This is a genomic window from Saccharopolyspora sp. MMCC62 (assembly GCF_057736575.1).
Genome location: NZ_JBYKCM010000006.1, coordinates 239,243 through 265,561, shown reverse-complemented (window position 1 = coordinate 265,561; position 26,319 = coordinate 239,243). Strand labels below are relative to the sequence as shown.

The 26,319-nt window shown below is 72.9% G+C and carries 14 protein-coding genes and 2 pseudogenes; 4 read left to right on the top strand and 12 right to left on the bottom strand.

Annotation, left to right across the window (positions count from 1 at the left end; genetic code table 11):
• Positions 1 to 65: 65 nt before the first annotated feature.
• The 7 genes from AC29IT_RS16680 to AC29IT_RS16650 form a co-directional block, all read right to left on the bottom strand.
• On the bottom strand, positions 66 to 1,205 hold the full coding sequence (locus AC29IT_RS16680; RefSeq protein ID WP_488219319.1) for a M20 family metallopeptidase: 1,140 nt from the start codon (positions 1,203 to 1,205) through the stop codon (positions 66 to 68).
• Positions 1,202 to 2,227, bottom strand: coding sequence for a ketopantoate reductase family protein (locus tag AC29IT_RS16675; protein WP_488219318.1), 1,026 nt, complete (start codon positions 2,225 to 2,227; stop codon positions 1,202 to 1,204). Before AC29IT_RS16675 ends, AC29IT_RS16680 begins: the two co-directional genes overlap by 4 nt.
• Complete coding sequence (locus AC29IT_RS16670; protein WP_488219317.1) at positions 2,224 to 2,991, bottom strand: SDR family NAD(P)-dependent oxidoreductase; 768 nt, start codon at positions 2,989 to 2,991, stop codon at positions 2,224 to 2,226. Before AC29IT_RS16670 ends, AC29IT_RS16675 begins: the two co-directional genes overlap by 4 nt.
• Entirely contained in the window at positions 2,991 to 4,283 is a 1,293-nt protein-coding gene (locus tag AC29IT_RS16665) for an MFS transporter (RefSeq protein ID WP_488219316.1), read from the bottom strand. Before AC29IT_RS16665 ends, AC29IT_RS16670 begins: the two co-directional genes overlap by 1 nt.
• Positions 4,280 to 5,206 (bottom strand): polysaccharide deacetylase family protein, encoded by a 927-nt coding sequence (locus AC29IT_RS16660; protein WP_488219315.1) that lies wholly within the window; start codon positions 5,204 to 5,206, stop codon positions 4,280 to 4,282. Before AC29IT_RS16660 ends, AC29IT_RS16665 begins: the two co-directional genes overlap by 4 nt.
• Positions 5,207 to 5,216: 10 nt before the next feature.
• On the bottom strand, positions 5,217 to 6,233 hold the full coding sequence (locus tag AC29IT_RS16655; RefSeq protein WP_488219314.1) for an Lrp/AsnC family transcriptional regulator: 1,017 nt from the start codon (positions 6,231 to 6,233) through the stop codon (positions 5,217 to 5,219).
• A 265-nt stretch (positions 6,234 to 6,498) separates the two neighbouring features.
• Positions 6,499 to 7,077, bottom strand: coding sequence for a TetR/AcrR family transcriptional regulator (locus AC29IT_RS16650; RefSeq protein WP_488219313.1), 579 nt, complete (start codon positions 7,075 to 7,077; stop codon positions 6,499 to 6,501).
• Here AC29IT_RS16650 and AC29IT_RS16645 point away from each other — a divergent pair.
• From AC29IT_RS16645 to AC29IT_RS16630, 4 genes and pseudogenes are all read left to right on the top strand, one after another.
• A pseudogene (locus tag AC29IT_RS16645) lies at positions 6,971 to 7,360 on the top strand (hypothetical protein); the annotation flags it as partial. The gene AC29IT_RS16650 and the pseudogene AC29IT_RS16645 overlap by 107 nt on opposite strands.
• A gap of 181 nt (positions 7,361 to 7,541) precedes the next feature.
• Positions 7,542 to 7,946, top strand: a pseudogene (locus tag AC29IT_RS16640) (aldo/keto reductase); the annotation flags it as partial.
• Between the two features lie 139 nt (positions 7,947 to 8,085).
• Positions 8,086 to 9,087, top strand: a complete 1,002-nt coding sequence (locus AC29IT_RS16635; RefSeq protein WP_488219312.1) for a proline racemase family protein — start codon at positions 8,086 to 8,088, stop codon at positions 9,085 to 9,087.
• A 552-nt stretch (positions 9,088 to 9,639) separates the two neighbouring features.
• Positions 9,640 to 10,818, top strand: a complete 1,179-nt coding sequence (locus AC29IT_RS16630; protein WP_488219311.1) for a cytochrome P450 — start codon at positions 9,640 to 9,642, stop codon at positions 10,816 to 10,818.
• A 41-nt stretch (positions 10,819 to 10,859) separates the two neighbouring features.
• On the opposite strand, the gene AC29IT_RS16625 is transcribed toward AC29IT_RS16630, so the two are convergent.
• Genes AC29IT_RS16625 through AC29IT_RS16605 form a run of 5 tightly spaced genes read right to left on the bottom strand, consistent with a single transcriptional unit; the run spans position 10,860 to position 25,763 of the window.
• Complete coding sequence (locus AC29IT_RS16625; protein WP_358441732.1) at positions 10,860 to 12,104, bottom strand: cytochrome P450; 1,245 nt, start codon at positions 12,102 to 12,104, stop codon at positions 10,860 to 10,862.
• Positions 12,101 to 13,156: a zinc-binding dehydrogenase gene (locus AC29IT_RS16620; RefSeq protein ID WP_488219310.1), complete on the bottom strand. Its 1,056-nt coding sequence runs from the start codon at positions 13,154 to 13,156 to the stop codon at positions 12,101 to 12,103. The genes AC29IT_RS16625 and AC29IT_RS16620 overlap by 4 nt, the downstream gene beginning before the upstream one ends.
• A gap of 1 nt (position 13,157) precedes the next feature.
• Positions 13,158 to 14,861: a phytoene desaturase family protein gene (locus tag AC29IT_RS16615; RefSeq protein WP_488219309.1), complete on the bottom strand. Its 1,704-nt coding sequence runs from the start codon at positions 14,859 to 14,861 to the stop codon at positions 13,158 to 13,160.
• Entirely contained in the window at positions 14,858 to 16,522 is a 1,665-nt protein-coding gene (locus AC29IT_RS16610; RefSeq protein WP_488219308.1) for a phytoene desaturase family protein, read from the bottom strand. The genes AC29IT_RS16615 and AC29IT_RS16610 overlap by 4 nt, the downstream gene beginning before the upstream one ends.
• Positions 16,512 to 25,763 carry an amino acid adenylation domain-containing protein gene (locus AC29IT_RS16605; RefSeq protein ID WP_488219307.1) on the bottom strand — a complete coding sequence of 3,084 codons (9,252 nt, stop codon included), beginning with the start codon at positions 25,761 to 25,763 and terminating at the stop codon, positions 16,512 to 16,514. The genes AC29IT_RS16610 and AC29IT_RS16605 overlap by 11 nt, the downstream gene beginning before the upstream one ends.
• Between the last annotated feature and the right edge of the window lie 556 nt (positions 25,764 to 26,319).

Sequence of the window (26,319 nt, the reverse complement as noted above, 5' to 3'; positions counted from 1 at the left end):
GCCCCGACCACCCGCGAACGTCCACCCGACGGGCTCCGGCCCGGGTGGACGTTCGCGAGGCCGGATCAGCGTCCGGCGAGCTCCGAGAGCAGCGCGGCGGCGAGGGCGGAGCGTTCGAGCAGGCCGCTGATCGTGGCGTGCTCGGTGCGGGCGTGCGCGCCGCCGCCGATGGCGCCGAGGCCGTCGAGGACCGGGATTCCGGCGGCCAGCACGAAGTTCCCGTCGCTGGCGCCGCCGACCGAGACCTCCCGCAGGTCCACGCCCAGCGGTTCCGCGCAGGCGCGGGCCAGCGCGAAGAGCTCGCCGACTTCGGCGGTGCGGGTGAACACGGGGCGGTTCCAATCGCCGGTCACCGCCAGCCGCACCTTCGGGTTCACCGGCCGGAGGTCCGCGAGCAGCGCGCCGATGCGGCGGCGTTCCGCTTCGCTGCTCACCCGCACGTCGATCCGGGCGGTGGCGCGGCCCGCGGTCACGTTGGCGCCGGTGCCGCCGTCGATCAGGCCGACGTTCACCGAGGTGCCGACGTCGAGGTCGGTCCAGCCGTGCAGGAGCAGCACCTGGTGGGCCAGTTCCTGGATCGCGCTGGCGCCCGCGGTCGGGTCGAGCCCGGCGTGCGCCTCCTCGCCGGTGGCGGTGACGGTGAACAGGCCGACGCCCTTGCGCGCGGTCTTGAGCGCGCCGTCCGCGCTGGCCTCGAAGACCAGAGCGGGCCGGGCCCGCTCGGCTTCGGCGACGATGACCTCGGAGGACGCGAGGCTGCCGGTCTCCTCGTCGCCGTTGAGCACCAGCGTGAACGCGGGCCGCGGCAGCCCGAGCTCGTCGAGGGCCCGCACCGCCCACACGGCCTGCACCAGCCCCGCCTTCATGTCGAACACGCCGGGCCCGGTCATCCGATCGCCGTCGACCTGGAACGGCCAGTCGGCGAGGGTGCCGGTGGGCCACACCGTGTCGTAGTGCGCGAGCAGCAGCACCGGTGCGCCGGTGCCCGCGTAGTGCCGGACCAGGACGTCGCCGGTGGTCTCCCTCGGCAGCCATTCGTCCGAAGTGGACGGACCCAGCCTGCGGTCGAGCCAGTCGCGCACCCAGTGCAGGCAGGTGTCCAGCGCGGCCAGGTCGTCGCTGGAGCTCTCGTGCCCGACGTACTCGGCGAGGTCGGCGACCATCTCGTCGCGGTGCGCGGCCAGCCAGGCCGCCACCGCGGTCACGCCCGGCTCCGCACGAGGCCGCCGAGTTCGGCGATCCGGTGCTCGGACATGGAATCCGGGTCCGCTTCGAGCTCGCGGAGCATCCCCAGCAGCGCCCGCAGCAACGGCGCTCCCACGCCGGCGCGCTCGGCCTCCGCCAGCACGGTGGCGTAGTGCGTGGTGACCTCGACGGCGCGGTGCCGCACCGCGAGGTCGCGCCAGATGCCGCTGCGGTTCTTCGACTGGGTGCGCAGCCACGCGGTGAGCCGTTCGACCGCGGCGGCCCGTTCCGCCGGATCGGCGCCGCGGGCGAACGCGTCCGGTTCGAACGCGTCGAACGGTTCGAGCCGCACGTCGAGGGCTTCCGCCACGTCGAACACCTCCTCGGTCAGCGCGCCCATCGTCGCCGGGTGCCGGTCGATCAGGTCGGCCATCGCATCGTCGGCGAGCGCGGTCGCGGCGAGCATCGCGCCGAAACCGGCCTTGGCCCACAGGAAACCTTCGACGTTGTCGCTGACCTGCGCGGGGCCCCAGGCGCTCAGGTCGCGGGCGAGCTCCCGCACCCGTTCGGACACCGGCAGCCCGCCTGGCTCGCCCAGCACGAGCGCGCCCGCCCCGCCGTCCGCGATCACGCCGGGCGCAGTGCTGTCGGCGAAGATGTTGACGAACGCGGCGATGGTGCGCGGCCAGCCGATCCGCTCGGCGAGCACCGGTTCGTTGAACCCGTTCTGCACCGAGACCACGTACCCGTCGGCGGCGAGCCGCGGGGCGATCCAGTCGGCCGCCGCCGCGGTGGCCTGGGCCTTGACGGCCAGCAGGACGCGGTCGAGGGGGCCGGTGAACTCCTCGGGGGTGGTGGCGCGCACGGGGACCGCGTCGCCGCCGCCGGGGCGGTCGAGCCGGAGCCCGTGGTCCTGGATGGCGGCCACGTGCTCGGCATCGGCGTCGATCACGGTCACCGGGTGTCCGGCGCGCACCAGGTGGTAGGCGAGAGTTCCGCCGATCGCACCGCCGCCGAGCACCGCGTAGGCGGTGTGGGTCATCGCCCGCGTCCTTCCTGTTCGAGGTCCCGCGGCGACCACAGCCGCGGGAGGTGCGCCGCGCCGGCGTTGGAGCCGCCGTCGACGCGCACGATCTCGCCGGTGATCCACGAGGATTCGGGGCCGGCCAGCCAGCGCACCGCGCGCGCGACGTCCGCGGGCTCGCCGGGCCGTCCGAGCGGGTTCACCGACACGGCCGCCGCGTAGTCCTCGGCGACCGGATTGCACTCGCTGCCGACCGCGACGAAACCGGGGCTGACGGCGTTGACCCGGATGCCGTGCGGGCCGAGTTCGAGCGCCGCGGCGCGGGTCGCCATCTCCAGCGCCGCCTTCGAGCTGGCGTAGGCGCCGCCGCCCGGCCGGGACCGCAGGGCCGCGCCGGAGGAGATGTTCACGACCGCCCCGCCGCGTCCCGCCGTGATCGCCAGGTTCGCGAACGCCGTGGTGGCCAGCACCGGGGCGCGCACGTTCAGCGCGAACACCCGGTCCCACCGCTCGGCATCCACGTCGAGCATGTCCAGCGAGGGGTAGATCCCGGCCGCGTTGACCAGCACGTCCACCGGCGCCCGGCGCCACGCGTGCTCCAGGACCTGCTGCGGCGCCCCGGGTTCGGCGAGGTCGGCGGTCACCGGGGAGCCCGGCGCGGTGGCCAGCCGATCCCGGTCGATGTCGACGGCGGTGACCGCGCAGTCCGCGCGGGCGGCGAAGTCGGCCGCGATCGCGCGCCCGATGCCGCTGGCGGCACCCGTCACGAGCACGTGGGTCATCAGGCGAACTCCTGGTCCTTGGTCTCCGGCATGGTCAGGTAGATGACGAGCGAGATCAGCGCCGCCCCGGACACGTACAGCCACAGCAGGTCGGAGTGGCCGATGTCGTCGAGCCAGGTCGTGATGTACGGCGCGGTGCCGCCGAACAGGGCCACCGACAGCGCGTACGGCAGCGCGATCCCGGTCGCCCGGACCTCCGGCGGGAACTGCTCGGCCATGATCACCGCGCAGTTCGCCGAATAGCCCAGCACCAGCAGCATCCCGGTGAGCTGCACGGCGAACACACTCCAGAAGTTGTTCTGCAGCAGCTGCAGCAGCGGCCACGACAGCACCACGAACCCGCCGGCGAACGCGGCCAGCGTGGGCTTGCGCCCGACCTTGTCGGAGAGCAGGCCGACGAACGGCAGCAGCACCACGAACACGACCAGGCTCAACGTCTGCGACAGCAGCGCCTGCGAGAGCGGGATCCCGGTGACCAGGTTCGCGTAGGTCGGCAGGTAGTTGACCCAGATGTAGTAGGTCAGCGTCCCGGCGATGGTGATGCCCGCGACGCGCAGCGCGGCGACCGGGTGGTCGACGAACATGGTGCGCAGCGGGTTCGTCTTCGTCCGCCCGCTGGAGGCGGCCGTGGTGAACGAATCGGTGTCCTCCACCGAGGTCCGCAGCCACAGCCCCACCAGGCCGAGCAGCCCGCCGAGGACGAACGCGACGCGCCAGCCCCAGCCGTGCAGCGCCTCGTCGCTGAGCGCCGAGGTGGCGACGGTGCCGATCAGGGAGGCGATCAGCACACCTCCGGCGACCGAAACCTGCTGCCAGGACCCGGCGAACGCGCGCCGCCCGGTGCCCGCGGATTCCACCAGGAACGCCGCGGAGGAACCGAACTCGCCGCCCGCCGCGAAGCCCTGCAGCAGCCGGGCGAGCAGCAGCACCACCGGTGCCAGCAGGCCGACGGTCGCGTACGTCGGGGTGAGCGCGATGAGGAACGACGCCCCCGCCATCAGCCCGATGGTGAGCGCCAAGCCCTTCTTCCGGCCCTGCCGGTCGGCGTAGGCGCCGAGCACGGCGGCGCCGACGGGCCGCATCACGAAGCCGATCGCGAACACCGCGAGCGTGGACAGCAGGGCCACGGTCTCGTCGCCCGCGGGGAAGAACTCCACCGCGATGATCTTCGCGAAGACCGAGTACAGCGCCCAGTCGACCCATTCGACGGTGTTGCCGATGGTGCCCGCGACGATCGCCTTGCGCCGGGCCGTGGGGGTCTTCGAGGTGGTGACCGCTGTGGAACCGATCATGGTGTCACTCCGGTGGAATCGAGCCGCCGGGCTTCGGCGCGGGCGGTGGCCGCGAGTTCGGCGTGGGTGGCGAACCAGACGTCGCGGTGCGCCTTGACGTGGTCGAGCAGTTCCCGCAGCACGACCATCCGCGAGCGGTGGCCGATGACGTGCGGGTGCATGGTGAGCTGGAAGACGCCGCCGCTGCGGTAGGCCGCGTCGAACTCGTCGATCCAGATCTCCAGGACGTCGCGCGGGCGCGTGTGCGGGCGCACCGATCCGTAGCGGTCCATGGTGAAGTACGGGGCGTCGTCCCGGATCCAGTCGACCGGGATCTCCACGAGCCCGGTGGGCTCGCCGTTCGCCACGATCTCGTAGGGCTCGTCGTCGGCCATCAGCGACGAGTCGTACTCGAACCCGAGCTCGCGGATGACGTCCAACGTGGACTCGCTGAAGTCCCAGGACGGGGTGCGGACTCCGACGGGCCGGACGCCGGTGAGCTCGGCGAGGGCGTCGAGCGCCCGGACGTTCAGCGCCTTCTCGTCCTCCTTGCCCAGCAAGGTGTTCCGCTCGTGGATCCAGCCGTGCACCCCGATCTCGTGCCCGCCCGCCACGTAGTCCTTCGCTTCGCCGGGGTGCAGCAGCGCGGACACGCCGGGCATGAAGAACGTCGCCGGGGCGCCGAAGTCGGCCAGCAGTTCCAGGACGCGGCCGGCGCCGACCCGCGACCCGTACTCGCCCTGGGCGAGCCGGCCGGGGCTGGTCTCCGCGTCGCGCAGCGGAATCGTCTCGTGGTCCGAGTCGAAGGACAGCGCCACCGCGGCGCGCGCACCGCCGGGCCACTCCGGCGGGACGAGGCGCCGTCCGGCGCGCACCGCCTCGACGTGGCCGCGCCACGTCTGCTCCGGCCACTGCCAGGCTGCGGCAGGTTCGGTCGAGGACACGGTTCCTCCCTCACGTTCGGTCTGGTTCGAAGCCGCCCACCGGGGTCCAGGCGCGTTTGAGCGTGGCCAGGTGCAGCGTGATGTCCGAGGCGTGCAGGCCGGGCAGGGTGCCGATGACCTCGGTGGTGTAGCCGAACAGGTCCGCCTTGGCGGGCAGCACCATCTGCCCCACCAGGTTGAACCGGCCGGTCGCCGCGGCGAGGAACTTCGTCCCCGGATGCTCGGCGAGCCGCCGCCCGGCCTCGTCGAGCCGCCCGGGGTGGATCGAGAGCCACAGCATGAACTCCACGCCGTAGCCGAGGACTTCGGGTTCGACCAGCGTGCGGAACTGGACGCTGTACGAGCTCAGCAACCGGTCGAGGGCCCGGGACGCGCTGGACTCGCTGCAGCCGAGGCGCCGCGCGATCACGCTCACCGGCAGCCGCCCGTCGGCGGCCAGCTGCTCGGCGACCGCGCGTTCCAGCTCGCTCAGCTCCCGTGCCGGTTTCCCCCACTCCGCCCGCTCGTAGGCCGGGACCCGCGACCGCCGGAGGTCGTCGACCGCCTCGTCCGGCAGCAGGCCGGTGTCCCAGGCGGGCGCGGTGGTGAACGTGCGGATCACCGCGACGCTCTCGGTGCCCGCGATGAGCCCGGCCCCGGGCAGGTCGGTGAACAGCAACCGGAGCAGTTCGTCGTTGTCGTGGGCGACAAAGTCGACGATCAGGTCGGCGGTGCCGGTGACCACCGCCAGGAACCGGGCGTCCGGGTGGGTGGCCAGCTGTTCCGCCAGTTCCCACCCCTTGCCCGGTTTCGCCTGGATCCGCACCAGCATGGAGGAACCCGCCGCGGTGCGGTCCAGGTCGACGACGCCGACGACCCGCACCAGCCCGCGTTCGTGCAGCGCGGCGAACCGGCGCTGCACGGTGGTCTCGCTCGCCCCGGCCCAGCGCGCGATGGCGCTCCACGATGCGCGGCCGCTGAGCTGGAGCGCCGCGATGATGCGGCGATCCACCTCGTCGACCGGTTCGACGTGCTGCCCGGGATTCATGCGGCGGAACGCTAGACAGCGAGCCGCACCCGGTCAACGCGGGAATCCTGCACCGACATCGATGGCGGCGGACCATGCTCCCGATATCCGCGGCCGATCCAGCGGAAACCCGCAGACCGGTCGGCCCGGACGGCGCGCCGCGTCCGCGCCGGATCCCACCACAAGATCGACAACTTCGTGCGGGATCGCTCGTTCCCCGACCGGACGACGACCGCCCGCGCGCCTGAATCCGCTGCGCGCGCCTCGATTCCCCGGCGGCGGCCGATCACTCCGACCGGGTGCCGGGTGGGCCCGTGCGGAGGCCGTCGAGGAGCAGGTCCAGCTGGCGGCCGGCCTGGGCCCGGTCGTCGGCGGCGAGGAAGATGCCGACCAGGGTGGCGACGACGTCCGCGGCGGGCACGTCGTCGCGCAGCGCGCCCGTCCGCGTGCCCGCGGTGAGCAGGGTGGCCACGGCGGCGACGAGCGCGTCCTTCGCCGCACCGGACGGGACGGCGCCGGTCGAGACCGCCGGGGCCCGGGCCGCGGCGATGCCCCGCTTGGCGGCGACGAACTCGGCGTAGTGGTCCATCCAGGACCGCAGCGCGACGACCGGGTCCCGGGAGGCCGCCAGTTCGTCGGCGCGGGCGCACAGCCGCGCGCGCTGGTCGGCGTACACGGCTTCGACCAGCGCTTCGCGGGTCGGGAAGTTCCGGTAGACCGTGCCCACGCCCAGTCCGGCTTCGCGGGCGAGCGCCTCGATGGAGGGCAGCCTGCCGTCGTCGAACGCGGCCCGTGCCGCGTCGAGCAGCCGGTCCCGGTTGCGCCGCGCGTCGGCCCGGGCCGGTGATCGCTCTCCTCTCGCCACTAGCGGAACCCCTTCCGGTCGGTTTACGTTGCGGAAGGCCTTCCGCTCAGGGGGAAGCTACCCGCACCCGAGGAGATCGCCGATGCCCGCCACGCCCCGCCCGCACCCCGGCGGGCTCGCCGAGCTCAACGGGCGGCCCGTCGCCCGCATCGGGTACGGCGCGATGCGGCTCGAGCACGGTGCCGACGAGGCGGCCCGCGCCGTGCTGCGCCGGGCGGTGGCACTCGGGGTCGACCACGTCGACACCGCCGAGTTCCACGCCGCTGGCCTGGTGAACGAGCGCATCCGCACCGCGCTGCACCCCTACCCCGAGCACCTGGTGCTGGTCAGCAAGATCGGCGCCACCAGCGACCCGGCCGGGCGGTACGGGCCCCGCGCAGCACCCGGCGGTACTGCGCGCCGAAGTGGCGGCCGACCCGCGGTCGCTGCGCCTCGACCGCCTGGAGGTCGTCAACTCCTCCCCGATGGGCCGCGCGCCGGGGATCCCATCGGAACAGGTGGTCGGCTTCGACGATCAGCCGGCCGAGCTGATGGCCCTGCGCGACGGCGGGAAGATCGGCGGTGTCGGGCTCGGCCACGTCGACGCCGACGACCTGCGCCAGGCGCTGCCCGCGGGCGTGGCGTGCGTGCAGAACGGCTACAGCCCCGTCGACCGCGCCGCGGAACCGGTCCTGCGGCTCTGCCACGAGCACGACGTCGCGCGGGTGCCGTGCTTCCCGCTCGGCTCGGGGTTCGCCGGCCTCCCCGAGGTCGCCGACCGGCCCGCGGTCGCCGACCGGCCCGCGGTCCGCGAGGTCGCGGCCCGGCTGGGCGCGACTCCCGCGCAGGTCGGGCCGGCGTGGGTGCTCACCCGCAGCCTGCGCGCGATGCTCATCCCCGGTACCCGCGACCTCGCCCACCTGGCGGAGAACCTCGCGGCCGGCGACCTGGTCTCGGGACCCCGAGTCGCTGCTCGCGCCGGAGCGGTAGCGGGAACCGATCGGAACCACGAGGAAGGTGCTCTGCAGGATGCGCAGCAACCGGACCATCCAGACCGTCGAAGCCCACGCCGAAGGATGGCCCGCGCGGGTCGTCACCGGCGGCATCGGCACCATCCCCGGCGCCACCATGCTGGAACGCCGCACCCGCTTCGCCGAACGTTCCGACCACGTCCGCCGCCTGCTGATGAACGAACCCCGCGGGCACGCCGCCATGAGCGGCGCGATCCTGCAACCGCCCACCCGGCCGGACGCGGACCACGGGGTGCTGCACATCGAAACCTCGGGGTATCCGGCGATGTGCGGTGCGGGCACGATCGGCGTGGCCACCGTCCTCGTCGAGACGGGCATGGTCGAGGTGACCGAACCGATCACCACGATCCGCCTGGACACCCCCGCGGGCCTCGTGGTCGCGGAGGTGGCCGTCGTCGACGGGGTCGCCGAGCGCGTGACCCTGACCAACGTGCCCTCGTTCGCCGTCGGCCTGGACCGCTCGATCACCGTCCCCGGCTTCGGCGAGGTCCGCTACGACCTCGGCTACGGCGGCAACTTCTACGCCTTCGTCGAGGCCGCGGCGCTCGGCATCGACTTCGACCGCGCGAACGCGACCCGGTTCGTCGAAGCCGGCTCGGCGATCATGGCCTCGATCGACGAGCAGGACCCGCCCGCGCACCCCGAGAACCCGGAGATCTCCGGACTCCACCACGTCTCGCTGCAAGCACCCGGCTCCACCGCGGTCCGCTCCCGGCACGCCCTCGTGATCCACCCCGGCATGATCGACCGCTCCCCCGGCGGCACCGCCACCAGCGCGCGGATGGCCGTGCTGCACGCGCGCGGCGAACTGGCACCGCACACCGACTTCGTCAACGAATCCTTGCTGGGCACCGAATTCACCGGCCGCCTCATCGGCGAAGGGACCCTGGGCGACCGCACCACCGTCATCCCCGCCATCAGCGGACGCGCCTGGCTGACCGCCACCGCCCACTACCTCCTCGACCCGCGCGACCCGTTCCCGGCCGGATTCGAGTTCTGAGCCGGAGGCGGGAACCGGCGCCGCGGTGGTGCTCATGAGCACTCCGCGATTCACCGCACCGGGTGGTGGATCGGCGCAGGCGGGATCCGGTGCCGGAACCGGTGGTCCGCACCGGACCGGCACCGCAGGCAGCAGGCGCGTCCCGCTGCCGAGTCCGCGCACCACACTCGGCAGCGACTCCGGGCACCCGCTCGCCCGATCTCCCGCCGGGCGAGGTCTTCCCCGCCCTCCCGCCAGGTGGCGGGTGAGGGGCCCGCCGCGACGCACCAGGCCGGGCGGGGCGGGGTGAATCGGACGTCATGCTCCGGGCGGGCGTCCCCGCTCGGGCCGGGCCGGGCCCACGACGGTCGCCACCACCTCGCGGACCAGCCGGCCGCGCTGCCCGAGCGCGATCACCGCCGGGACCCGTTCCGGAAACCCGAGCAGCCGGTAAATCGTTGCGCTGAAAGGGTTTCGACGGTTCCACGGACGGGTGGAGTTCCCTGACTTCGCACCGGTGTCCCGGAAGCATGGACATCGTCTCCCTCCCCCGACCTCGACGAGGAGTCCGCCATGACGAGCGCGCCGGTGCGCCATCCCACGACCCGCAGCCACCCGTTCGACCCGCACGACGGGCTGCGAGAGCTGCGCGCCGGGCGGCCGCTGGCCCGGTTGCACCACTCCGACGGGAGGCTCGGCTGGCTGGTGACCAGTCACGACCTCGCCCGCGAGGTGCTCGTCGACCACCGGTTCAGCTCCAGCCTCGACGTGATGCGCGGCCCGGCGGACGCCGAGGACACCTTCGACGAGGTGCCGCCCGGCTTGTTCAGCGTGCTGCCCGCCGACGAGCACGCCTGGTACCGGCGCAAACTGGCGGCCGCGTTCGCCCCGCGCCGGGTGCTGCGGCTGGAACCGCTGGTCGCGGACGTCGTCGAGCGGCGCCTCGACGCGCTGGAGCGCGCGGGCGGACCCGTCGACCTGGTGGAGGTCTTCGCGAGCCCGGTCGCCTTCGAGGTGATCGGCACGCTGCTCGGGGTACGGCTCGACCGCGGCTCGGTGCGCGCGGCCACCGAAGCGATGCTGGCGCTGGAGAACGACGCCGAGAGCACCGGCCGGGCGTGGGGCACGCTGTGGACCGAGCTGCTGGAGCAGGTGCGCGCCAAGCGCGCCGCACCCGGCGACGACCTGGTGAGCGCGCTGCTCACCGACGAAGCGCTGTCCGACGAGGAGATCGCGACGATGAGCTCGATGCTCATCACCGGCGGCGACGACACGACGGCGAACATGCTCGGCCTCGGCACCTACGCCCTGCTCGCCCACCCCGACCAGCTCGCGGCGCTGCGCGCGGACCCGGCGGTGATCGACACCGCGGTGGAGGAACTGCTGCGGTACCTGACGATCAACCAGTTCGGCACCACCCGCACCGCGATGCAGGACGTCGAGCTGCGCGGCCACACCATCCGGGAGGGCGAACCGGTCACCGTGTCGCTGTCCGCGGCCAACCGCGACCCGGAGCGGTTCCCGGACCCCGACCGGCTCGACCTCGGCCGGTCCGCGGTCGGGCACCTCGCGTTCGGGCACGGCATCCACCACTGCCTGGGCGCGCAACTGGCCAGGGTGGAGCTGCGGCTCGGCTTTTCCGGGCTGCTGCGGCGTTTTCCCGGCCTGCGGCTGGCGGTGCCCGCCGCCGAAGTCCCGCTGCGCGCGGCCTCGGTCAACTACGGCGTGCACCGCCTGCCGGTGACCTGGTGATCAGGGGCGAGCCTGCCGCCCGCCCCTGATCCGGCGGGCGGTCAGGCCCCGTCCCAGGTGACCGGCAAGCGCAGCGGGCCGCGGGTGAACAGGCCGCGCTTCCACTCCACGTCCTGTTCGGACGTGGCGAACCGCAAGCCCGGCAGGCGCCGCAGCAGGGTGCGCAATGCGATCTGCAGCTCCAGCCTCGCCAGCTGCGATCCGACGCAGAAGTGCGCGCCGTGGCCGAAACCGAGGTGCGACGCCTCCTTCCGCGTCACGTCCAGCACGTCGGGGTCGTGGAACACCGACTCGTCCCGGTTCGCCGAGACCAGGCTCACCAGCACCGGTTCACCCGCGCGCACGAGCACCCCGCCCACCTCGACGTCCTCGGTGGCGTAGCGCGGGAACGCCGCCATCGAGAACAGCGGGACGTACCGCAGCAGCTCCTCCACGGTCGGCGCCACGAGCTCCGGGTCGGCGATCAGCCGGGACACCAGCTCCGGCCGGGTCAGCAGGGCGTACATGAAGCTGGCGATCTGCGAGGCCGTCGTCTCGTGCCCGCCGACGAGGATCGCCACCGCCAACGACAGCAGCTCGTCGTCGTTGAGCCGCCCGTCCACGTCGCGGGCGGTGACGAGGACGCTCATCAGGTCGTCCTTCGGCTCCGCACGCCGCTGCACGATGAGCTCCGCGACGTACTCCCGCAGCCGCGTCGCATAGGTCCGGATCTGCTCCGGGGTGAGGCTGCCGACGGACATGAAGGCGTCCGACCAGGTCTGGAAGTCGTGCCGGTCCGCGTAGGGCACGCCCAGCAGCTCGCAGATCACGCCCGCGGGCAGCGGGCGCGCGAAGTCCTCCGCGAGGTCGGCTGTGCCACCCTGCTCCAGCATCCGGTCGACGAGCCCGTCGGCGAGGAGCTGCACGCTCGGGCGCAGCTTCTCGATGGCGCGCACCGTGAACGCGTGGCTGAGGATCTTGCGGATGCGGGTGTGCTCCGGCGGGTCCAGGTACTGCACGCTGCGGATGTGGCGGCCGATCGCGCCCTTCGGACGGGTGCTGGGTTCGTCCCGGTCGAACGCCTCGGCCCGGCTGAACCGGGGATCGCCGAGCACGAACTTCACGTCCGCGTAACGGGTCGCCAGCCAGGCCGGTTCGCCGTAGGCCAGCTGCACCCGGGACACCGGGTCGTCGCGCCGCAGCTCCGCGTACGACGGGTGCACGCCCAGCCGCTCCGGCTGGTCGAACGGGTAGCTCCGCGGGGCCTCGGCCGAGCCGGGTCGCGGGGTGTCCTCCACGCTGCTCACAGTTCCACCAGCACCTTTCCCCGATTGGCCGCGCTGCCGCGGTAGAGGCTGTCGTAGGCGTCCGGGATCGCGTCGATCCCGTGGTACACGGTCTGGTCGTGGCGGAGCCGCCCGGCGCGGACCAGCGGTCCGAGGTCGGCCCGCAGCGCGGCCCAGTTCTCCTCGGTGTGCCACTCCAGCGAGTAGACGCCGCGGATCGTGGCGCGCGGGTACATCACCAGCGGCAGCAGCCGCGGCCCGTGCTCCTCGCCGCCGACCTGGTGCGCCCACTGCCAGCAGATCGCGACCCGGCTGCCGACGGTGAGCAGGGTGAACGCGGCGTCGGTGATCGAGCCGCCGAGGTTGTCGAAGTACCGATCGATGCCGTTCGGCGCCGCGGCGGCCAACTCGGTGCGGATCTGCTCGGCAGGGGTGCCGTGCCGGTAGACGACCACCTCGTCGAAGCCGAGCCCCCGCAGGTACGGCACCTTCTCCGGCGAGGTGGTCGTGCCCACCACCCGGGCGCCGGCGAGCTTGGCGAGCTGGCCGACGAGCGAGCCGACCCCGCCCGAAGCGCCGCTGACGAGCACCGTGTCGTCCGGCCGCACGTCGAGGAACTTCGTCACCGTTCCCCACGCGGCCATGCCGGGCCCGCCGAACACGCCCAGCGCGCTGGACAGCGGCAGCGCCTCGTCGTGGTGCGCCGGGTCGAGCTCGCGGTAGGGCGGGACCTCCAGCGGGAACCGGCTCCGGAAGAGCGTGCCGCCCGCACCGGTGCTGACGACGTGGCTGCGCCAGCCTCCCCAGCCCTGCACCAGGGTGCCCGGCCCGAACCGGGCGCGCGGCCCGGCCTCCAGCACTTCCAGCACCGAGTCACCGCCCGCGGGCTCGCCGAGCGGCAGGTTCAAGGTGATCCCGTGCAGGTAGGGGTCGAGGGACACGTACCGGACGCGCAGCAGCATCTCCTCGGGGCCGAGCCGGACGTCGACGTCCTCGACGACCTTCTCGTACATCCGGTCCACCGCGGGCACGCCTTCCGCGTGCTCGCTGATGACCCATTTCTCGATCTTCACCTCAGGCTCCTCGTTTCGGGGCCGGCTCGGCCGCCACGGCCTGCCGGGGTGCGTCCGGCCCGACCGGGATGAGCCGGTGGGTGGGCGGCGGTGCGGATTCGTCGACGTGCGCGGTGAACTCCTTGCCGTCGTCGCGGCAGACGAAGTGCATGACCTGCCTGCCCGCGCCGACGGCCCGGATGAGGCCGCCGGTCGTGGCCCACACCCCGGACAGGTAGAAGTTCGCCAGCCCGGGCAGGCGCGGCCCGTGCTTCTTGATCTCCACTTCCATGTCCTCGCCGCCGTCCACGAACGGCTGCCAGCCGAGGACGGTGCCGTCGTAGTTGCCGGTGTAGCGGACCTGGGTGAGCGGGGTGGAGATGTCCCTGGTGACCACGGCGTCCCGCAGCCCGGGGTGGCAGGTGTCGAGGTAGTCGACCAGCGCGTCCTTCACCTGCCGCTTCGCCGCGTAGTACGCGGTGCCGCGACGCACCGAGAGGGTATGCACCTCGGCGCCGTGCCGGACCCGGCTGCGCTGCTCCGGACCGGTGCTGAGCTCCCGCCACGGCTCGATGTCGCAGAAGTAGGTGGCGTACACGACGGCTCCGCCCGGCGGCGCGAGCTCCGGGTAGTGCGTGCTGCGGAACTGCACGTTGATGCTCGGGTGGCGCAGCCCGATCAGCTTCGACGCCACGTCCTCGTCGAGCAGGTGCGTGGTGCACGGGTCGCCGTCGGGGAACGGCCGGTCCAGCCCGAGGAACAGCGCGAAGTAGCCGGGGAAGATCATGCCGGGTTCGTCGATGGTCTTCCCGTAGAGCCGCCGGTGCGTGTCGGTGAGGTAGCGGCCGCCGAGCAGCTTCATCGCGGTGGTGTGCCCGTCGCAGGCCGACACGACGATGTCGGCGCGGTGCTCGCTGCCGTCGCTGAGCCGCACCCCGACGGCGCGGTCGTCCTCCACCAGCACCTCGGTCACCTTGGCGTTGTAGGTGATCTGCCCGCCGAGCCGCTGGTAGCGCCGTTCGATGGAGTCCGACAGCCCCTGCGACCCGCCCTCCGGCACGCCCGCCGCGCGGTTCGCGTGCGAGGCGAGCTGGAAGTAGAACGGCAGCACCGGGAACGCCGGGTGCTTCTCGTAGAGGACGAAGTTGAACGCCTCGCGCAGCAGCGGATCCCGGAACTTCGCCGAGTAGTCCGTCATCAGCGTGCTGATCGAGGTGCGGATGACGTTGACGTACGGCAGGAACGAGGCGAGCATCCGCCAGCGCTCGAACCGGCCCATCAGCCCGACCGGCTTGAGGAACGGGTAGACGGTGATCGCCTTCCGGAACTTGCGCAGCCCGTTGCAGAAGTGCCGGATCAGCCGCGCGTCCGCGGGCGACAGCTCGGTGAGGTGCGCCTGCAGCCGGTCCGGATCGGAGTAGAAGTACACCGATCGCCCGTCCCGCCCGCGCACCACGTTGAACACGTCGAAGTGCCGCATCTCCTTGCCCTGCAGGGCACCGAGCTCCAGCCAGATCTGGTGCATCTCGTTGCCCGGCCCGTTGCCGAGCAGCCAGCTCACGCAGATGTCGAAGGTGAAGTCGCCCTTGTCCCACGCGGTGCAGCAGCCGCCGGGGATCTCGTGCATCTCGAAGATCCGGGAGCGGTAGCCGTTCATCTGCGCGTAGCAACCGGTGGACAGCCCGCCCAGGCCACCACCGATGATGATCATCGTCTCGCGGTTCACCGCTGTCCCCTCCCGTCGTGCCGAGCCGGCTTCCGGTCCAGCAGCGGCAGTTCGCCGAGCATCCCGGGGTCCCACGGCTCCTGCTGCTGATCGCTCTCCCACGCGCGGAACGGCACTCCGAGCTCCTGGCAGAGGAACTGCGCGGCGTGCCTGCCCGAGGAGGCCGCCCGGATCAGACCACCGCCGCCGACCCACTGCCCTGCCATCGAGAACCCGCGCAGGCCGGGCAACCGCATCCGGTCCCGGTCGACCAGCTGCGCCAGCAGGTCGTCGGCCGCCCCGAAGGACTTCCAGGCGAGGATGCTGCCCGCGAAGTTGCCGGTGTAGCGGTGCTGGGTGACGGGCGTGGCCACGTCGACCGACTCGACGCGCTCGTCGAGGCCCGGGTACTGGCGCTCCAGGAAGGAGCGGACGAAGGTGGCGACCCGCTCCTTGCGCGCCCGGTACTCCCGTCGGTTCGACCGGCGCAGCTCCCGCCAGGAGCCGAAGTCGGTGAAGAACGTGCAGTGCAGCAAGGACTTACCCGGCGGGGCGCAGCCCGCCCAGTACTTCGACCGCAACTGCACCACGATGCTGCGCTGCGCCACCCCGGGCAGCGCCGCGCAGTCCTGTTCGGACAGCAGGTAGGTGGTGCTGTGCGGGGTGTCGGGCGGGAGCTCCCCGTCCACGCCGACGAACGCCGACAGAACTCCCGGGTACACCTCCTCGGGCCGGTGCAGCAGATCCTCGTAGAGCCGGTCGACCACGGGACCGGTGTAGCGGCCCGCCAGCATCCGGTAGATCGTCGTCGCCCCGTCGCAGGCCGACACGACGTGGTCGGCGTGGTGCCGGGTCCCGTCGCGCAGCTGCACCCCCACCGCACGGCCGTCCTCGACCAGGATCCGCTCCACCCTGGCCCGGTAGCGGATGTCCCCGCCGAGGTCGAGGTAGCGCCGCTCGACCGAGCGCGCCAGCCCGAGCGACCCGCCCTCGGGGAACCCCGCGTTGCCGTGGTGGGCCGCGGCCATGTTGAGCAGGTACGGCAGCAGCGGGAAACGACCGTGGTCCTGGAAGAAGATGAACGGGAACGCCTGCCGCAGCAGCGGATCCCGCAGCCCGCCGGTGAAGCTCGGCATGTCGGCGGTCGCGGTGCGCCGGTACAGCGATGCGGCGGGCAGCATCCGGGCCAGGGCCGCCAGCTTCTGCCGCCGCGTCTGCAACGGCCCCGGGACCAGGAAGGGGAAGTCCGCCGCGGCCAGGAACCGGCGCAGGTCCCGGCAGAAGGAGCGGATCGGCCGGGAGTCCGCCGGCGAGACCTCCAGCAGGTGCCGCTCCAACCGGTCCGGATCGTTGTAGAAGGTCACCTCCCTGCCGTCGGTGCCGACGACCCGGTTGAACATCTCGAAGTTGGTGATGCTCTTGCCGTCCAGCGCGCCGAGCTCCCGCCACACCCGGTGGGCCTCGTTGCCGGCCGCGGTGCCGGGCAGCCACTCGATGCAGTAGTCGAAGATGTAGCCGTCCCGGCCCCACGCGGTGCAGCAGCCGCCGGGCAGCACGTGCTTCTCGAAGACCTGCGTGCGCAGGCCGCTCATCCGCGCGTAGCAGGCGGTGGCCAGCCCGGCGATGCCGCCGCCGATGACGATGACGCTGGGGGCCCGGTCGGCGGAGTGCTCAGGCGACATCGGCGGCACCCCCGGCCAGCACCTCGCGCACCAGATCCGCGTTCGCGCCCACGTGCTCCCGGTCGAGCATGTCCGCGTGCGCACCGGAGCCGCGCAGCACCTCGGCTCCGCGCCGCGAGCGGTCCTGCCAGCCGCCCTCCTCCCCGGTGAGGTGGATCGGGAGGTTGTACGGGTCGCTGAGCACCGTGATCGGCGCGTCGAGCACCGCGGTGTTCGGAGTGCGGCCGCAGAACTCCAGGTACTCCCGGGCCTGGTCGCGCGTCTCCGCCGCGACCACGTCGGTCCCGGTGTGCCTGCGCAGGTGTTCGGCGAGTTCCCGTTCGAACTCCGCGAGCTGCTCGTCGCCGACGTCGAACGGCTCCGCGATGCGGTAGGAGTCGACGATGATCACCCGGGTGACCCGCCTGCCCCGCCGCTCCAGCTCGACCGCGACCTCGAACGCCAGGTTCCCGCCCAGCGAGTAGCCGAGCAGCCGGCAGGCGCCCTCCGGCTGGAACGCCTCGACCAGGTCCGCGTAGCGGGCGATCTTGTCCGCACCGGTGAGGTAGTTGAACCCGATCAGCTCGTGCTCGTCGAGCCGCCCGGCGAGCTGGCGGTACACCAGCCCGTGCCCGCCGACCGGCGGGAAGCAGCACAGCGCTTCGCCGCGGCCCTCGTTGAACCGCACGTAGGGCTGCGATCCCGGCAGCCGCCCGGTGATCACGTGCTCGACGGTCTTGGCCATGCCGTGCAGCGTGGTGGTCTTGAACAACTCGCCCACCGCGACGGTGATGTCGAACTCGGCCTGCACGTGGTGGATCAGCTCGATCAGCTTGATGGAACTGCCGCCCAGCTCGAAGAAGTCGTCGTGCAGCCCGACCCGGTCGAGGCCGAGCAGGGCCCGCCAGTGCGCGGCCATCCGCTCCTCGAACAGCGTCGTGGTGGGCTCGTGGTCGCGGGTCCGCACCGCCGCGGGCGCGGGCAGCTCGTCCAGGTCCACCTTCCCGCTCACCGTCAGCGGCAGCTCCGGGAGCTCCACCAGGTGCGCCGGGATCATGAAGGTGGGCAGGTGCTCGGCCAGGTGGCGGCGCAGGCCGCGCCGGTCCAGCTCCGCGCCGTCCACCGGCACGCAGTAGGCGCACAGCGCCGTCTCCCCGCCGGAGTCGGGGCGCGCCACCACCACGACCCGCTTGAGCTGCGGCCAGGCGGCCAGGTGCGCTTCGACCTCGCCGAGTTCGATCCGGTGCCCGCGCACCTTGATCTGCGAGTCGGCCCGTCCGAGCAGGTGCAGCACGCCGTCCGCGTCCCAGCGGGCCAGGTCGCCGGTCCGGTAGCAGCGCACCGGTTCGCCGTGCGGGGAGATCGTGCGGAACCGCTCGGCGGTCTGCGCGGGATCGCCCCGGTAGCCGGTGGCGACCGCGTCCCCGCCGATCCACAGCTCCCCGGTCACGCCCGCCGGCACCGGGCGTTCGTGCTCGTCCAGCAGGTAGCAGGCGGTGTTCGGCAGCGGGGTGCCGATCGGGACCGGCTGCCCCGGTTCCAGGCCTTCGGCGGAACCCTCGAAGCAGGTGCTGTCCACAGTGGCCTCGGTGACCCCGTAGGAGCTGATCACCCGGGTGCCCGGCCCGCACAGCTCGCGCAGCCGCCGGTACTCCTCGACCTTCCACACGTCGGAGCCGACGACCAGCACCCGCAGGAAGTCCAGCCGCGCGCCCCGGGTTTCGCAGTGCTCCAGCAGACCCCGCACCACCGCGGGCACGAACTCGGCGCAGTCCACCCGTTCCCGCACCATCGTCCGGTGCAGCAGCGCGGTGTTGAACAGCAGTTCCCGGTCGACGAGCACCAGGGTGCCGCCGGAGCACAGCGCTCGCACCAGGTCCCCGGTGAACACGTCGAAGGCGGGGCTGGCGAGTTGCAGGTGCACCCGCACGTCGCCGTCGAGCCCGTACTCGCGCTGCCAGGACGCCTGCGCGGACGCGAGGTTGCGATGCCCGACCTGCACGGCCTTCGGCACCCCGGTCGAACCGGAGGTGTAGCAGACGTAGGCCGGTGTCTCCGGTCCGACGCGCACCTCGGCCGGGGCGGGAGCGCCGACGGCCTCCGCGGCGAGCTCCGCCGGGGTCAGCACCTCCGCCGTCGTCCCGAGCACCGCTCGCACCGGCTCGTCGCCCAGCACCAGCGCCGCTTCGGAGTGCCGCACGACGAGCGCGAGCCGGTCCGCCGGGTGCCCCGGGTCCAGCGGTAGGTAGGCGGCACCGGCCCGCAGCACGCCCAGCACCGAGGCGATCAGCTCCGGGCTCTTCCCCTGGCACAGTGCCACGACGGAACCCTCCCCGATGCCGCGCGCCCGCAGGCCGCGCGCCAGCCGCTCGGACAGCTCGTCCAGCTCTCCGTAGCTCAGCAGGCGACCGGTTTCGGGGTGCGAGACGGCGACCGCACCGGGGTGCGCGCGGGCCCTCGCCACGATCAGCTCGTGCACCGGGGCGTCGAGCTCGGGCGAGCGGCCCGCGCCGCTCCACTCGCCGAGGATGCGGTCCTGCTCGGCAGCACCGAGCATCGGCAGCTCCCCGATGCGCCCCGCGCCCGGTGCCGCGGTGAGCGCGTCGAGCAGCGCGGTGTAGTGCCCGGCCATCCGCCGCACCGTCGCGGGCAGGAACAGGTCGGTGTTGTACTTGAACACGCAGTGGAAGCGCTGGTCGGCCTCGTCCTCGTACACCGACAGCGTCAGGTCGAACTGGCCCTCCTCCTCGGGGAGTTCGACGTAGTCGAGCCGGTAGCCGTACTGCTCGGCCGAGACCTTGTGGTGCAGCAGGATGAACATCACCTGGAACACCGCCGACCGGCTCGGGTCGTGCTGCAACCCGAGCTGCTCGACCAGCAGCACGAACGGGTACTCCTGGTTGTCCAGCCCGCCCAGCACGGTGGCGCGGACTCGGTCGAGCAGCTCGGCCACCGTCGGATCGCCGCCGAGGTGCGCGTGCAGCGGCAGCGGGTTGACGAAGTAGCCGTACACCGAACCGAATTCGGGCGCGGTGCGGCCGGTGACCGGACTGCCGACGATGAGGTCGTCCTGCCCCGAATACCGGTGCAGCAGCAGGTAGTAGGCGCTGAGCAGCACCACGAACGGCGTGACGTTGTGCGCCCGCGCCAGTTCGTGCACCCGGGCGCTCTGCGCGGCGTCCAGGGTGAAGAACTCCGAGGCGCCGTTGTGCGTCTGCACCAGCGGGCGCGGTTTGTCGGTCGGCAGGTTCAGCACCTCGACCCGTTCCGGCAGGTGCGCGCGCCAGTGGTCCAGCATCCGCCGCGCGTCCGGACCGGCGAGGAACTCGTTCTGCCGGTTGAGGAAGTCCAGGTAGGTCGCGCCCACCGGGGCCAGCCGGGCGGGTTCGCCGCGCCGCAGCCCTTCGTACAGGGCGAGCAGTTCCTCGATGAAGGTGAACGTGGAGATCGCGTCCGAGATGATGTGGTGCACGGCCTTCACCAGCACCCAGCGGTCGGGTGCGCGCTGGAACAGGCGGAACCGGATCAGCGGGTCGCGTTCGAGGTCGTAGGGCTCGCGGTAGGCCTCGACGATCCTGCGGTGCACCTCGTCCCAGTCCAGGCCGCGGACGTCGACGACCGCGAAGTCCGGCACCGCTTCCGGCGCGATCACCTGCACGGGTTCACCGCGGTGCAGCAGGAAGTTGGCGCGCAGGCTCGGGTGCCGGTCCACCAGGGTGGCGAACGCCCGCTCCAGCAGGTCCGGCTCCAGTTCGGTGCGAACCTCGACGGCGCCGCCGATGTTGTAGGCGAACCCGTCGGGGTGCAGCTGCTTGAGGAACCAGAGTGCCTTCTGGTTCTGGGTGAGCGGGAAGCGGTGCTCGTCGCGGATCACCTCCACCGCCACCGCTTCCCGGTCCTCGCCCGCGGTCGCGGCGAGCTCCTCGTGGACCTGCTCGACGAGCTCGCGCACCGGGGTGTTGCCGAGCAGCGCGACGACCGGCAGCGCGACGCCGAGCTCCGCCTGGATCTGCGCGCGCAGCTCCATCGCGAGCATCGAGTCGAGGCCGAGCGCGGTGAGCCCGTCCTGCTCGGCCACCGACTCCGGCGGCACCTGCAGCACGCCGGCCACCAGCGCGGTGAAGCGTTCGGTCAGCAGCTCGCGGCGCCGCCCGGGTTCGGCGGTGCGGAACACGTCGAGGAAACCCGCCGTCTCGGCCGGTCCGGCGGTGTCGGCGGCGGCCGCGAGCTCGGCGACCAGCGGCGGCGCCACCGGGTACCAGGCGAGGAAGGTGGGCCAGTCGACGACGGTGGCGACGACCAGCTGCGCCTGCCGCTCGCCCAGGACGCGTTCCAGCACGGCCATCCCGCCCTCGGGGGTCAGCGAGCTCATGCCGCGCGCGTTCCGGTAGTGCTCGACGAGCCCCTGCTCCTCGATCATGCCGGTGGCCCAGGGACCCCAGTCGATGCTGAGCGCGGGCAGCCCGAGCGCGCGCCGGTGGTGCGCCAGCGCGTCGAGGAACGCGTTGCCCGCCGCGTAGTTCGTCTGGCCCGCGGTGGTGAGCAGCGAGGCGATCGAGGCGAACAGCACGAAGTGCTCCAGCGGCTCATCCCGCAGGTGCCGGTGCAGCAGCTGCGCGCCGATGACCTTCGGGTCGTGCACCGCGCGGTAGGCCTCCCGGTCCAGGTCGGCCACGAGCGCGTCGCGCAGGTTCCCGGCGAGGTGGAAGGCGCCGCGGATCGGCTGCGGTTCGCGACGGCGGTGTTCGGCGAGCCACTCGCCCAGCGCGGTCTCGTCGGTGATGTCGAGGCGCACGACGTCGGGCTGCGCGCCGAGCGCTTCCAATTCGCGGACGAAGCGGATGCGGCCACCCGCCGCGGAGTCCGGGGCGACCGTCCGCCAGTCGGCGCGTTCCGGCACTCCGGAGCGGCTGATCAGCACCAGCCGCCGTGCGCCGCGCTTGACCAGGGTGCGGCACAGCAGCCGACCGAGGGCGCCGAACGCGCCGGTGACCAGGTAGGTGCCGTCCGGCCGCAGTGCGATCGGCAGCGGTGTCGAGAGGTCTTGCGCGGGGCGCAGCCGTGCGGTGCGGAACTCGGTGCCGCGCACCGCGATCTCGTCCTCGGCGGGGGCGGCGACGGCGCGCAGCACGTCGGCGGCGTCGGTCTCGACGTCGGGGCGGCCCGGATCGAGGTCGACCAGCTTTCCGCGGTTGCGCACCGCTTCCTGCTGGCGCAGCACCCGGCCGATGCCCCACGCCGGGGCGCCCAGCGGGGCGGGCACGTCGCCGGGCACGACGGCCTGCGCGCCCCGGGTCACCACGTGCAGCTGCGCCGCGCAACGCCGTTGCTGCAGCACGTCGGCGAGCGCGATGAGCGAGTAGCCGCCGAGGTCGGCCTGCGCGTCGAACTCCGCGCGGCCCAGCGGCTCCATCCCGGGCAGGTCCAGGTTCCACAGGTGCAGCACGTGGTCGGGGGCGTCGCCGCCGAGCTCGTCGAACAGCCGCCGCAGGTCGTCGCGGTCGCCGGGCCGCACCTCGGATTCCGCCCGGCCGGTCCGGTAGCGCGTTCCGGGCCGCACCAGGTGGTAGCTGCCGCCGCCCGCGGTGACCCGGGCGCCGAGCGCCGCGCCGACGCCGCTGCGGTCGGCGAACACCAGCCAGCGGCCGCCCGCGTCGTCCGCCGCGTCCAGGGGAAGCGGCTGCCACACCGGTTCGGCCAGCCAGTTGTCGATGGTCCGGCGGGCCAGCGAACCGGTCCGTTCCACGTCGCCCGCCCGGAAACCGTCGATGTGACCCAGCGGGGCGCCCTCGTCGGTGAACAGCGCGAGGCGGCCGATGAGGTCGCCGCCCTCGCGCGCGGTGATCCGCGCGTGCACCCAGATCGGCCGGTCCCCGACCGGGTCGAGCCGCAGCTCCGCCAGCGACAGCGGCAACCGGATGCCGCCGCTCCCACCGCCGTCGCGCAGCACCTCGGGCACCAGCAGGGTCTGGAAGCAGGCGTCCAGCAGCACGGGGTGCGCGTGGTGCGCGGCGGCGTCGGCCGCCTGCTCGGTGGGCACGATCCGGGCCAGCGCTTCGTCCTCGCCGAGCCACACCTGCTCGATCGCCCGGAACGCGGGCCCGTACTGGTAGCCGGCCGCGTCCAGCGCCGCGTAGCAGGACTCCCGGTCCAGGTGGCGCCGGTCGGGTCCGCGCAGCGCGGCCCAGTCCGGCACCTCGCCGACTCCGCCGCCGAAGCCGCCGCCGGTTCCCGCGGAGCCGCTCGCGTGCACCGTGCGCCGGTCCTCGCCGCCGGACGTCGCGATGGTGAACCGGGCGTCCTCCCCGGACAGCGCGAGCTGCACCTTGCCGACCTCCCCGTCGGCGAGGAACAGCGCGCGGCGGAACTCCAGGTCGCGCAGCAGCACGCGGTCGTCGCCGGTGAGGGCGCGGACGGCCTGCGCGGCCATCTCCGCGTACCCGGCGGCGGGGAACACGACGGTCCCCTGGATGCGGTGGTCGTCGAGGTACGGCAGCCGTTCGAGGTCGAGCGCGAGTTCCCAGCCGGGCTCGGCGGTGGCCAGCCTGCGACCGAGCAGCGGGTGGTCGACCCGCCCGAGCCGGATCTGCGCGACCGGCTCGGGTTCGGTCCAGTAGCGGTCCCGCGCCCACGGGTACGGGGGCAGCGCGACGACCCGGCCGGCCGGGTGCAGCCGGGACCAATCGACGTCGATGCCGCGGGTGTGCAGCGCGGCGAGCGAGGTGAGCGCGCATTCGACCTCGTCCTCGCGGCGCCGGATCGACGGCAGCGCGACGCCGTCGACCTCGTGGTGCGCCAGGCATTCCCGGATCGGGTGGGACAGCACGGGGTGCGGGCCGATCTCCAGGAAGGTGCGGTGGCCCGCGGCGATCAGCCGGTCGACGGCGGCGCGGAAGCGGACCGGTTCGCGGACGTTGCGCCACCAGTACTCGGCGTCCAGTTCGGAACCGCGCGCCCGGTGCTCCGCCGCGGTCAGCTCCAGCGGGATCCGCGCCTCCTGCGGCCGGATGTCGGCCAGCGCGGCCAGCAGCTCGTCCTCGATCGGGTCCATCCGCGGGCTGTGGTACGGCACCTCGACGTCGAGCATCCGGGCGAAGACGTGCTCGGCCTCCAGTTCGGCGGCGAGCGCGCGCAGCGCGTCGGCGTCGCCGGCCAGCGTGCTGGCGGCCGGGCCGTTCACGGCGGCCACCGAGATGCGGTCGCCGCGATCGCGGATCCGGTCGAGCGCGGCGGCCTCGTCCAGCGCGACGGCGAGCATCGTGCCGGTGCCGGTGAGCCGCTGCTGCAACCGGCTGCGGTGGAGCGCGATGGTGGTGGCGTCGCGCAGCGAGTACACGCCCGCTTCGTGGAAGGCGGCGATCTCACCGGTGCTGTGCCCGACGATCGCGTCCGGGTGCACTCCCCGGTGCCGCCACAGCGCGGCCAGCCCGACCTGCACGGCGAAGTTCGCGGGCTGCGCCAGCCAGGTGTCGTCCATCCGCGATTCCGCCGCGGGCGCGCGGAGTTCGTCGATGAGCGACCACCCGGCGAGCTCCCGGATCTCCGCGTGGCAGCGCTCCACGGCCTCCCGGTACACCGGTTCGGCGTCGAACAGCTCCCGTCCCATCGCCCACCACTGCGGGCCCATGCCGCTGAACGCCCACACCAGTCCGCCGGTGTCCCGGCGGCGGTCGGCGACGACCCGGGGTTCGGCGTCGCCGCGCAGGTGCGCGTCCAGCCGCGCGCGCAGCGCGTCGGCCGAGGTGTACACGACGCAGAGCCGGGCCTCGTGGTGCTGGCGGCGGCGGGCGAGGGTGTAGCCGAGGTCGCGCAGCCCGGGCTCGTCGACCTCGTCCAGCCCGGCGCGGATGGCCTGGACCCGCCGCCACAGCGATTCCTCGTCGCGCGCGCTGATCGGCAGCACGTTCGGGCCGGCGGGGACGTCGTCGACCGGTTGCGGCGCGGGGGCCTCTTCGACGAGGACGTGCGCGTTGGTGCCGCCGAAGCCGAAGGAGTTGACCCCGGCGCGGGCCGGCCCGTCGTGCGCGGGCCAGTCGGTCAGCCGCTGCGGAATCCGGTACGGCTGCGCGGCCGGGTCGATACCCGGGTTGAGCGTGTTCAGGTTGATGTGCGGCGGGATCCGGCGCTCGCGCACCGACAGCGCGACCTTGATCAGCCCGGCGACTCCGGCGGCGGCCTCGGTGTGCCCGATGTTCGTCTTCACCGAACCGACGTAGCGTTCGTCGCCGTCCCGGTGGCCGTGCGCGAGGGCTCGCCCGAGCGCGTTCGCCTCGATGGGGTCGCCGACGGGGGTGGAGGTGCCGTGCGCCTCCACGTACTGCAGGTCGCCGGGCAGCAGGCCTGCCTCGGCGCAGACCCGTTCGACGAGTTCCGCCTGCCGGTCCCCGTCCGGCACGGTGATGCCGCCGGTGCGGCCGTCCTGGTTCACGCCCGAACCGGTGACGAGCGCGTAGATCGGGTCGCCGTCCCGTTCGGCGTCGGCGAGCCGCTTGAGCACCACGGCCGCGACGCCCTCGGAGCGCACGTAGCCGTCGGCGGCGGCGTCGAAGGTGCGGGACAGCCCTTCGGGGGACAGGAAGCCGCCGCGGGTCTCGCTGATCGTGTACTGCGGGGCCAGCTGGAGGGAGGTGCCGCCGACCACCGCGAGCTCGCTCTCCCCGCTGCGCAGGCTGTTGCAGGCGAGGTGCACGGACACCAGTGAGGAGCTGCACGCGGTGTCGATCGAGACGCTGGGCCCGCGGAAGTCGAAGCAGTGCGAGATGCGGTTCGACACCATCGTCATCATCGTGCCGGTCGCGGTGTGCGCGGCGAGGGTGGTGAAGTCCAGGTCCCCGAATTGGAGGATCTTGTAGTCGAGGGTGAAGGCGCCGATGAAGACGCCGACGTCGGTGCCCGCGAGGTCGGCCGGGCGCTGGCCGCCGTCCTCCAGCGCCTCCCAGGTCACCTCCAGCAGCTTCCGCTGCTGCGGGTCCATGTGCGCGGCTTCACGCGGGCTGATGCCGAAGAACGCCGGGTCGAACTCGTCGAATCCGTCGATGTAGCCGCCGCGACCGCCGACCAGGCGGCCGGCCTTCGCCGGATCGCCGCTGCGCAGCGTGCCGATGTCGTAGCGGTCGTGCGGCGTGGGGGTGAGGCAGTCCCTGCCTTCGGCCAGGTTGCGCCAGAACGCGCTCGGGGTGCCCGCACCGCCGGGTAAGCGGCAGCCGATCCCGATGATCGCGATCTTGCCCTGGTGCGGCGGGGTGGTGGATTCGGTGCCCATCTGATCCTCGGTGTCCTCGCGACCATCGACGTCAATTCGGAAAAGTGGCACCCGCCGGGGAGATCTGCACCGGCGCCGCCGAACCGAGGCTAGAAAGCGAAAAAGGCACTATCCACCCGTTGGCCACGCCGTTACCCGACCGGGTAGTTTTTTTCTCCGACGGGGGTTCCCGATCGAATGATCTTCTTCGGCATCCGGGCGAATTCCACCTGACCTGAAGACATCTCGGGTCGATCCGAACGCGCCCCCTCGTCCGATTTCCGTTGTGATGCAGGGAGATCCGACTCCCCACCGAGGGCCCATCCCGCTCGAACCCGCCCCGATCCGATGTGCACGCGCGCCGACTCCACTCCCGACCCCCGATTCACATCCCGCTATTCCAATTGGAAACCATCAACTCAAGACGATCTCACGCAAAGAGAGACAAGAACGACCATCGGATTGCCCCCTACCGACGAAAGATCGCGCACTCCACCCGCGCGAAGAAATCCGACTCGGTGCTCTCCGGCGAAAGACGTTGCACGACCAGACCTGCGATGGATCGCCGAGGTGTGCT

Coding starts and splice junctions, on each gene's coding strand:
- AC29IT_RS16675 (WP_488219318.1), bottom strand. CDS start 2,227: ATGACCCACACCGCCTACGCGGTGCTCGGCGGCGGTGCGATCGGCGGA.
- AC29IT_RS16670 (WP_488219317.1), bottom strand. CDS start 2,991: ATGACCCACGTGCTCGTGACGGGTGCCGCCAGCGGCATCGGGCGCGCG.
- AC29IT_RS16665 (WP_488219316.1), bottom strand. CDS start 4,283: ATGATCGGTTCCACAGCGGTCACCACCTCGAAGACCCCCACGGCCCGG.
- AC29IT_RS16655 (WP_488219314.1), bottom strand. CDS start 6,233: ATGAATCCCGGGCAGCACGTCGAACCGGTCGACGAGGTGGATCGCCGC.
- AC29IT_RS16635 (WP_488219312.1), top strand. CDS start 8,086: ATGCGCAGCAACCGGACCATCCAGACCGTCGAAGCCCACGCCGAAGGA.
- AC29IT_RS16630 (WP_488219311.1), top strand. CDS start 9,640: ATGACGAGCGCGCCGGTGCGCCATCCCACGACCCGCAGCCACCCGTTC.
- AC29IT_RS16610 (WP_488219308.1), bottom strand. CDS start 16,522: ATGTCGCCTGAGCACTCCGCCGACCGGGCCCCCAGCGTCATCGTCATC.
- AC29IT_RS16605 (WP_488219307.1), bottom strand. CDS start 25,763: ATGGGCACCGAATCCACCACCCCGCCGCACCAGGGCAAGATCGCGATC.